General features: G+C 47.5%; 6 protein-coding genes. All 6 read left to right on the plus strand.

Translation table 11 applies throughout. The features are described 5' to 3' along the window. On the plus strand, positions 1-1,492 hold a 1,492-nt coding region (locus tag AC1DWN_RS05630; protein WP_477557940.1), incomplete at its 5' end, for a sensor histidine kinase. 164 nt (positions 1,493-1,656) lie between these two features. Then, entirely contained in the window at positions 1,657-3,240 is a 1,584-nt protein-coding gene (locus tag AC1DWN_RS05635; RefSeq protein WP_477557941.1) for an extracellular solute-binding protein, read from the plus strand. A gap of 52 nt (positions 3,241-3,292) precedes the next feature. Then, on the plus strand, positions 3,293-4,654 hold the full coding sequence (locus tag AC1DWN_RS05640) for an ABC transporter substrate-binding protein (protein ID WP_477557942.1): 1,362 nt from the start codon (positions 3,293-3,295) through the stop codon (positions 4,652-4,654). Between the two features lie 108 nt (positions 4,655-4,762). After that, the gene (locus AC1DWN_RS05645; protein ID WP_477557943.1) at positions 4,763-5,899 is read left to right on the plus strand and encodes an ABC transporter ATP-binding protein; all 1,137 of its coding nucleotides are present in this window, start codon (positions 4,763-4,765) and stop codon (positions 5,897-5,899) included. After that, positions 5,896-8,889 carry an extracellular solute-binding protein gene (locus tag AC1DWN_RS05650; protein WP_477557944.1) on the plus strand — a complete coding sequence of 998 codons (2,994 nt, stop codon included), beginning with the start codon at positions 5,896-5,898 and terminating at the stop codon, positions 8,887-8,889. The genes AC1DWN_RS05645 and AC1DWN_RS05650 overlap by 4 nt, the downstream gene beginning before the upstream one ends. A 176-nt stretch (positions 8,890-9,065) precedes the next feature. Beyond that, positions 9,066-9,872 carry a carbohydrate ABC transporter permease gene (locus AC1DWN_RS05655; RefSeq protein WP_477557945.1) on the plus strand — a complete coding sequence of 269 codons (807 nt, stop codon included), beginning with the start codon at positions 9,066-9,068 and terminating at the stop codon, positions 9,870-9,872. The last annotated feature ends 4 nt before the right edge of the window (positions 9,873-9,876 follow it).

A 9,876-nucleotide genomic window follows, 5' to 3' on the forward strand; every position in this document is an offset into this window, starting at 1 on the left:
GATTAGCAGAGCGATGGATTCTTACATGCAGATCAATCATTCTGTTATAGGTCTCTCTTTATTGGATGTGCAGGATAACGTATTCGACTCCTCCTTTAATCAATTGAGCGATAGTATGATCGCTTATTTGCGAGATTTCGATAAGCAGAAGCTGAATAACGGGCAGCTTTTCCACTCCGGTTTCCTGCAACAAAACAATGGAGAAACCAACCAATATTTGGCGTTCCGTTTAATCAAATCGATCAACCAAAGCTTTATGAAACCGATCGGAATCGGCGTCATCATCCTCGATCGCGGCTGGCTGGATAACATGATCAACGATAGTCGTTTGGGGAAAATTTCGGAAGTATATGTTGTAGACCATAAAAATCAGATTATCGCCTGCACTGTTAAACAAAAAACGGGTCAGTATTTAAGCGAGCGTCTGACCAAGAACAGCACCGACGATTTCGTCAAAATCAACGGAATCGACTACATGATGAAAACGAGTGTTGTGAAAAGCACAGGATGGAAGTTGGTTGCTGTCATACCCGCCGAACAGCTTTTTCGGGAAGGGAGAGTCCTGAAAGTTACGATTACCGTCATTGTTGCGACCCTCTTTGTTATCGTAATTACCATCAATTTGTTTATGAATCTGGTTATTACGAAGCCGTTGAAACAGCTTACCGTTGCATTCAATAAAGCAGCTGTGGGCGACTGGAAAGCGAAAGTGAACTTCTCTGAAAAAAACGAAATAACGGCAATAGCGGATCATTTCAATCATATGGTTTCGGAGATTGAGGCGCTTACAAACATTATGTTCGATACCCAGCAGAAGCTGTACTTGACGGATCTTCAAAAAAAACAGTTCGAGTTGAACGGTTTGCAAACACAAATCAATTCGCACTTTTTGTACAACACGCTGCATAATTTGAGAGGCATGGCTATAGCCAGATCCATCGATGACATCGAACGCACAATCGACAACCTCGTTTCCTTTTTTCGCTATAACACGAAATCTGGCGAATATGTGTTGCTTCGGGACGAAATAAGCCATCTTGAAACCTATGCCGAGATTCAAAACGTGAGATTTGGTAACCGCTTCAAGATCCGCTCCGATATTGAAGAAAAGCTTCTGAATTATCGGGTGTTGAAGTTGATTTTACAGCCGTTGGTGGAAAATGCCATGTTTCATGGAATCGAGCAGAAGTTTGGGGTTGGAGTCATAAAAATATCCGCAGTTCAGGAAGAGGATGAAGTCATTCTGAAAGTGTTGGATAACGGCAAAGGTATGGATTCTGCTGCGGTAAATCGGATGCAGGAAGCGCTTCGGAAAAACGAAGGTATGGATGAAGGCCAAACTGAGAAGCGAAGCATCGGCCTCATGAACATCAATAAGCGAATCAAACTGTATTATGGGGAGAAATACGGCCTGCAAGTGAAAAGTTGGGCGGGTATCGGAACGGCTGTTTCAATCATCATTCCTTGCGATAAGAGGGAAGATCCAATATAACTACAAAAACGGCCAATATAATCCCATGTCTATTGAAATGAAAGCGGTTTATATTAATAGCAGGGCTTAGACGGAATTTCGAATTTCCTGTTGCAAGACAGGGATGATAATCGGGGGGAATACCTCATGGATAATTATATGTCAGATTCAAGAAGGCCCTACGTATGAAAAAAAATACAACAGTGAAGTTCGCTGTACTTACGGCTATGGCGCTGCTAATGATCACATTGGCTGGGTGCGGAAAAGGGGGCATTGGAACGAAGACCATAGAGGATGTATCGCAGGACTCACGGGTCGCGTTGTCCGTTATGTGTTTATACTGCTTCAACGGTCAACTGACCGATGACATACCGTTTTATCAACATCTTAAGGAAAAACTGAACCTGAGCCTCACAATTTCAAGTCCGCCGAACAATAACTATCTGGAGACATTAAACATTTCTATCGCTACCGGCGAACTGGCTGACATTTTCATTTCGCCTGGAAGTAACTACCAAGCTTTGATTAGAGAAGGGGTGCTGCTGCCGTTAAGCGATTATGCTCCGCAATACCCGAACCTAGCTAAACGCCTCAATAAATTTGATATTCTCAAACCATTTGGTTTCGGAAAAATGTACGAATTACCCATCACCAAATATTCAGGTGCCGTTGAGTCGCTTATCAACGACCACACCATTTATTACCGAAAAGACTGGTTGGATAAGCTGGGGCTGCCGGTGCCAAAGAGCATCGATGAATTTTACCAGGTAGCAAAAGCATTTGCGGTTGGTGATCCGGATGGTAATGGCGTGAATGACACCTATGGGTTGACATTGTCTGAAGGCGGGATTTGGTGGCTGTATCCGATTTTCAACGCTTTCGAAACCAGCGCCTGGGCTAGATTCAAACAAGCAGACGGCAAATGGGTGCCGGAAATTATTAGCAACGAGATGAAGGAAGCGCTCACTTTTATAAAGAAAATGTATGATGAAAAAATATTGGATCCGGAATCTGTCATTAATACACCGAGCAAAAAGATAGAAAAATTTGTTGGCGGAAAAGCCGGAATCATATTCGAAAAAGGCGGAAACAACTACAACCAACTATACGACAAATTTATACAAGATGATAAGGATAAAGATCCGAAATCATTAATGGTTTACAGCCCGACTGGTACAGGGCTGCGGTCGAGGTCGGGTAAAACCCGTATCGACGGTTTTCTCAACTTTTATATGGTTACGCATATCAACAACAATATTTCGGAAGAAAAAAAGAAGAAGGCGCTTGAACTTCTTGACTATCTATCCAGCGATGAAGCGTTGGACTTTATGCGTTGGGGCATGGAGAATGTGCCTTACAAAAGGGAAGGTAACAAGAAAATCAACAGCATTCCTCCGGCAGCCGCTGGAACGGTACAATTTTCCCCAACTATTGACGATTCCGCTTCCTTGAAAGCAATGATCACATGGGACGGTAATTTTATACCCCCGAATACGCCTAATCAGGAAGAGGTACTGGGCAGTACCAGCTATGGGATGAATCATACGACCGATGATCCGCTATTCGGCGTGATTCCGGATGAAACGCGCTTTCCGCAGGAACTTACCATAATTCTCAACAGTTATTTAAACGAAGCATTCATCTATCTGATTACCAAATCGACCAATTTTAATAAGGATTGGAACGAATTTGTTCAAACCTGGCTTAATAAGGGCGGGCAAATAATGATCGACGAAATGAATTTGGCGGCTAAAGAATACGGAAAATGAAGCTCGTTTGTGTTTAGAACTGTTAAAATTAACCTAAAAAGGGGATTTTTTCATGAAATTTGATAAATATAACAAATTATTAATTATTTTGCTTATCGTCATTTTGTCTACTATGACTGCTTGTTCGAATAAGGATTCGGGAACTACTCCTGCACAGAATAGCGCACAACCAAGCGTACAACCAAGTGCGGCCGAGAAGACGAATCCACCGGAAGAAGTGAAAAAAGAACCTGTAACAATTGTGCTACAGCAAATGTTTATCGGTCAATATCAACAATTATTTGATAAGTTTAGCGAAAAATATCCATGGATTACGATTAAACCCTATACCGAAGGATATCAAATGGAAAAATTGGTTGCAGGCGAACCGATCGATATCGTAAAGATAGAAGCGGGTCTGACGGATTGGTTATCTAACGATCTTCTCGAAGACTTGACCCCGTATATGGGGCGGGATGAAAGGTTCAAAAATACGAAGGTAATTGACGGTTTTTTAGAGTCCAATAAAACAGGCGACAAATACTATGCCCTTCCTTATTCCAACATTCCAATGTATATTATCGTGAACAAGGATTTGCTGAAGAAATACGGTATGGAGATGCCTTCCAACGATTGGACCTATGAAGACTTCCTGACAATGGCCAAAAGTGCAACCGATCAAGCCGTGAACGAATATGGCATATCGCCTGACAATGTAATGGGCGATCAATTTCCCAATATTTATGCAATGGCCAACGGCAGTGCGGATAATTACTTTTACTTCAATAAAGATATGACGCAGAGCTTGCTCCATACACCGGAGGTGTTGGCCGATTTGAAGTGGGTCCAGGAGCTATCGACAAAATGGCATGTTCGACCGACCATTGAGGAAAGAAAGAAGCTCGGCTTACAAGAAGAAAACAACTTTTTAACTGGTAAATTCTTGTTTATGCTTGGAGCGGACTGGTATATACCGGGTATTAACGAAAACGCCAAATTCGAGTGGGATGTTCTGCCGATGCCGCGAGGTAAAGTAAAACAAGCAACAGCCCATTTGATGGGCACGTATTCGATTCCGAAGTCGTCTAAGCATAAAGAGGAAGCGTTTCTCTTTCTTAGCTATATGTATGATATCGAAGCGCAAAAATGGATGATCGAAACCGGCTCCAACTCCTTCATCGTCGATCCGGAACTCGATAAGTACTATGGAGAAGTGCCGGTCTGGAAAGGTAAAAACGTCGAAGCGATCAAAATGACATCCAATCAGTGCTGTATGGTGAGCAATAATCAGATTGTCGACCTTAGCCCGTTATATACCACGTATGCACCATTGAGGGAAAAAATATTTAACGGCGGCGATTTAAGCACCTTAATACCGGGAGTAGAGAAGTACAACAAAGATGCGTTGGAGACGCGCAAAAAATTAGGCTGGTAACTTGCTGCGAAGGTACGATACAAGCGCAATCTCGCTTTTACGTTGTCTAATGGCGTAAAAGTGAGATTGATTTCACATCATTGTGGTTCTTGGGGGTAAGTAAAGTTTATGGGAAATGTAGTATTCAACCATGTGTACAAAAATTATAAGGATGAAGTTCAACCGGCGGTGTACGACTTTAATTTGGACATTAATGAGGGAGAGTTTCTCGTAATGGTTGGGCCATCCGGGTGTGGCAAATCCACAACCTTGCGGATGCTGGCCGGATTGGAGGAGGTGTCCAAGGGGGACATCTACATTGATGGGAAGTATACGAACTACGTATCACCTAAGGATCGGGACATTGCCATGGTGTTTCAAAACTATGCGCTTTACCCGAACTTATCGGTCTATGAGAACATGGCACTTGGCCTGCAGCTGCGTAAGGTAGCCAAGCATGAGGTGGAGCTTCGTGTGAGCCGGGCTGCCAAGATGCTGGAAATCTCGCACTTGCTGACGAAGCGGCCAGGACAGCTGTCCGGTGGACAAAAGCAGCGAGTTGCACTTGGGCGGGCGCTGGTGCGGGAGCCGAAGGTGTTCCTGATGGATGAGCCGCTTTCCAACCTGGATGCCAAACTGCGGGCGCAGACGCGTACGGAAATCATAAAAATCCACAGTCAGCTAAAGACGACGTTTGTTTATGTGACACATGATCAGACGGAAGCAATGACGATGGGCACGCGGATCGTTGTGATGCGAGACGGTAAAATTCAACAAGTGGCTGCACCGCAGACACTCTATGACGAACCGCGCAACATGTTTGTAGCCGGGTTTATCGGAACGCCGCAAATGAATTTTATTGAAGGAGGAATTGTGGCACACACCGACGGCTTCTACTTCGAGAATAAACGATTGAAGCTTCTCCTTCCTGAGAAGTATTCGCGGTATTTGTTGGGGACGAATTTCAACCTGCGTCAAGTGGTGTTGGGATTGCGTCCGGAGCATATACTGTGCGATGCGGATCAATTACAAATAGATGCGTACACAAACTGGCATGTTCCAGTCACGGTAGACATGAAAGAATCTATGGGCTCGGATACGTATGTGCACGTCGACCTTGGCGGCATGGTGATCATATCGCGGGCTGATGCACATACACCGGTACAAGTAGGCGATACCGTGAAGCTCGTGCTACGGATGGATAAAGCGCATTTGTTCGAGCGGGAGAGTGGGGATTCGCTAACTGCACGGGAGGTTACCGCATGAAGAGTCGCAGGGGTTACCGCAATCTAAGGACTTTCATCTGTGTTTTAGCACTATTGTGGGTGACCGTTTGGGGTTTACGTTCTTTATCGCAGGAACAAAAATTGTTACCAAGAATGGATGATCGTGACATCATCTTGGGGGCTGCGGCAGCAGAAAGTTCCAATGCTCTTACACAAACGACACCGCTCTACCTACAGTGGCAGCGTGATAAACGGACTCCGGATATAAAGGAGGCAGTGGGCGCTTCACCCATTCAAATCCAAGCGGCTGCTTATACGGCGGTATCGGCAGAAAGCCAGGTTGCTGTGCGCAACGCTGGGCAGATGGCGGATGTTGTGGATTGGACCAACGAGAAAGGCTGGTTGGAATGGAGCATCGATGTGCCTCAGGACGGGCTCTATACGCTGGAAGTAGACTTTTCACCGCTGAAAGGAAGCTTTGCAAGTATCGTGCGCGGTGTGCAGATTGACGGCAGCTACCCGTATCAGGAAGCGGAGCGGATTACGCTAGAGCGGTGGTGGAAGGACGGAAAGTATCCGTACGACCGCAATGCGCTTGGCAACGAAATTCGTCCGGAGCAGGTCGAGCTTGAAGGCTGGCGCACAGTGCAGGTGGCCAATTATGCCGTCTCTTCGGAGCCACTGCTGTGGTCGCTCTCGAAAGGGCGGCACACGATCCGTCTTACCGGTGGACGTGAGCCGGTGTCGATTTTCTCGCTGACGCTGACGCCGCCGAAACAGACCCCGGCCTATGCCGACTATGTGGTGGCTGCAGGAACAGACAGCATAGAGAAAGGCAGCTCCGGGAATGGCTGGTATAGCGTCATCGAGGCAGAGCAGTATACAACCAAATCAGCAATTGGAACGCAGACACAGAGTGCTGCCGAGCCGTATATGTCACCCGATCCCAAAGGGCGGATCGTTTATAACGCGATCGGCGGAGAGCGCTGGCAGCAAGCAGGGGATTGGATCGAATGGGAATTTACTGTACCGGTAACGGGGTGGTATGCCATTGACTTCAAATATTTGCAAGGCTACAACGGAAGGGCGAATGCTTATCGAACGGTTATGCTGGACGGTGAAGTTCCGTTTCGTGAGATGCTCCATAGCATTTTCCCAGCGAATAGCGACTGGGCGATTCGCCCGCTGACGGATGCGTCGGAGAATCCCTATTTATTCCGGCTGGAAGGCGGAACACATCGGCTGCGGCTTATCGCGGATAGCTCATTGATCAGCCCGGCGGTTGAAGGGCTGCGGAGCGCGCTGGAGGATTTGAGCGTTATGGAGCGGGATATCCGCCTCATCTCAGGCAACTACGGAACCGGGAGTAGCTTAAATCTCGATACCGGAAGGACATGGGATGTGAAGAAGTACGATCCTGAGATCGAGACGAAGCTCTCAGGTATGATCGAGCGGCTGCGGGTGGTGCGCGATTACGTCGATGGCTTGAACCAGAATGTGACCGACCCGACGACGGCCATCTCCTCGGCAATGAACAGCTTGGAGGAGCTAAAGGCGGATGTGAATAAGATTCCGAACCAGGTTACGGTGTTTGCAGACATTCAGACAAGCATCAATACGTGGATCAAGCCGATGGAAAGCCAAGGTGTGATGCTGGACTATTTCGTCGTGCGCGATCCGGAGGCGAAGCCCGAGATGAAGTTGCCTAATCTATGGAATAAGGTTAGCTACAGTGCGGTCAACTTCGCACGCACCTTTTTCCAAAACTATGATCTGAAGGACTTGAATGAAGAAGAAGCGGTCACCGTTTGGGTACAGCGGGGCCGGGATTATGTGGATCTGCTGCAAAAAATGATCGAAGCGGATTTTACGCCAAAGACGGGCATCCGTGTGAACGTGAACTTGATGCCGAGCACGAATGTGCTTATGCTGGGCAACGCTGCTGGGGATCAACCGGATGTAGCGCTTGGCATCGGGATGGAAACCCCAGTCGATTACGCGATGCGTGGGGCGGCAGCGGACTTGTCACAGTTTTCAGGCTTTGAAGACGTGGTGAAGCGGTTCAACCCTGGTGTGATGCGGTCGTATGCCTATAACGGGGGGATGTACGCTTTGCCAGAAACGCAGACGTTCATGGTGATGTTCTATCGGACGGATGTGTTGGAGCGGCTGGGACTGACGCCGCCGGATACATGGGACGATATGCTTGAGTTGCTGCCAACGCTGCAGGAGAATGGCATGGATATCTATTATCCGACCAAAGAATTTGTGATGCCGTTCTATCAGCAGGGGGCGGAATTCTATACCGCTGATGGGATGACGACAACGTTAGATAGCAAATTGGCGCAGACTGCCTTTAAACGGTGGACCGATTTATTTATCACGCACAATTTTCCGAAGGATGTACCTGCATTTTTTAACCATTTTCGTTTTGGGGATATGCCGATTGGGATCGCCGATTACAATACGTACATCCAGTTATCCGTTGCCGCCCCGGAAATTATGGGGAAATGGAAGATGGCGCCCTTACCTGGGGTGCGCGGTGCAGACGGGCAGGTGGTCCGCTGGTCGGCACAAAGTACTACGGCGGGAATGCTGATGGAGAAGGGCAAGCAAAAGGAGCAGGCCTGGACGTTCCTGGATTGGTGGACGTCGACGGCCACGCAAGCGAAGTTCGCCAATGACATCGAATCGTTCGCAGGGATTGAATATCGCTGGAACCCGGCTAATATCGAGGCGCTGCAGTATGTGCCATGGCCGAGTGAGGACATGGAAGTGCTGGCTGAACAAGGGCGTTGGGGCAAAAATATGCCCTATGTGCCGGGATACTATTTCTTAACCCGTGAGATGGATTTTGCGTGGAACAACGCCGTGCTAGGCGGCATGCCGGGGAAAGAAGCAATCAGCAAAGCGGCGATATCGCTGCAGCGGGAAATGACACGTAAGCAGAAGGAATTTGGCTTCGGACCTGGGGCGGACTTGCATGTACCGATCAATGAGCAGTCGTTCGAAGGAAGGGGGCAACCATGATGGGAAATAAGAGCGGACTGACCCTCGGAGAACATACAGCAAGCCAAGCGACAGAGCCTCGTATTATACGGCGACTCCGGCAGTTTTGGCGGGAATTCTGGCGAGCTCGGTTATCGTACCTGTTTTTGGCTCCGTTTCTGATCACTTTTTGCTGCTTTATCCTGATTCCGGTGTTCATGGCCGTTTTTCTCAGTGTCACCTCATACAACGGATTTGCGTTTCCGAAGTTTATCGGGGTCAATAATTTCATTGCTTTGATCACACAGGATGTCGTATTTATGAAATATACATTACCGAACACATTTAAATTTGCGCTGATCGTGGGACCTGGCGGCTACATGCTGTCCTTTGTATTTGCGTGGCTGATCCATCAGTTGCCAAGAAGCATACGGGACTACTTCACTTTGGCGTTCTATGCGCCCTCTATGGCGGGAGGTGTGGCGTTATCTGTCATTTGGATCGCCACCTTCAGCGGGGACAGGGTCGGCTATTTGAATAATATTCTGCTCAAGTTTGGGCTGATTGAAACGTCGCAGCTGTGGCTACAGGACCCGAAATATTTGATGAACATCATGATTATTGTTACGCTGTGGACCAGTATGGGCGTTGGCTTTCTGGCGATGCTCGGCGGCTTGCAGACGGTCAATACAGAGCTGTACGAGGCCGGTCGGATCGATGGGATCAAAAATGCGCTGCAGGAAGTGTACTATATTACGATTCCGTCAATGAAGCCGCAAATGCTGTTCAGTGCCGTGATGGCCATTGTAGGGACGCTCAAAGCAGGGGCGATCTCGACCCAGCTGACGGGCTTGCAAATAACGCCGGGCTACTCCGGTCATTTAATGACGAATCATATCGATGATTATGCATTCTTACGCTATGAGTGGGGCTATGCCTCGGCGATTTCTGTGGCGCTGCTAATCATCTCCTATTTGGCTATGCGGTTTTGCTATCGATTGTTTGCGACGAAGGAGGGGGAATAATCCG

The sequence above is a fragment of the Paenibacillus sp. P4_A7 genome, from assembly GCF_056402455.1.

Excerpts from the sequence above, each read along its gene's own strand:
- AC1DWN_RS05635 (WP_477557941.1), top strand. The coding sequence starts at position 1,657 with ATGAAAAAAAATACAACAGTGAAGTTCGCTGTACTTACGGCTATGGCG.
- AC1DWN_RS05640 (WP_477557942.1), top strand. The coding sequence starts at position 3,293 with ATGAAATTTGATAAATATAACAAATTATTAATTATTTTGCTTATCGTC.
- AC1DWN_RS05645 (WP_477557943.1), top strand. The coding sequence starts at position 4,763 with ATGGGAAATGTAGTATTCAACCATGTGTACAAAAATTATAAGGATGAA.
- AC1DWN_RS05650 (WP_477557944.1), top strand. The coding sequence starts at position 5,896 with ATGAAGAGTCGCAGGGGTTACCGCAATCTAAGGACTTTCATCTGTGTT.
- AC1DWN_RS05655 (WP_477557945.1), top strand. The coding sequence starts at position 9,066 with ATGGCCGTTTTTCTCAGTGTCACCTCATACAACGGATTTGCGTTTCCG.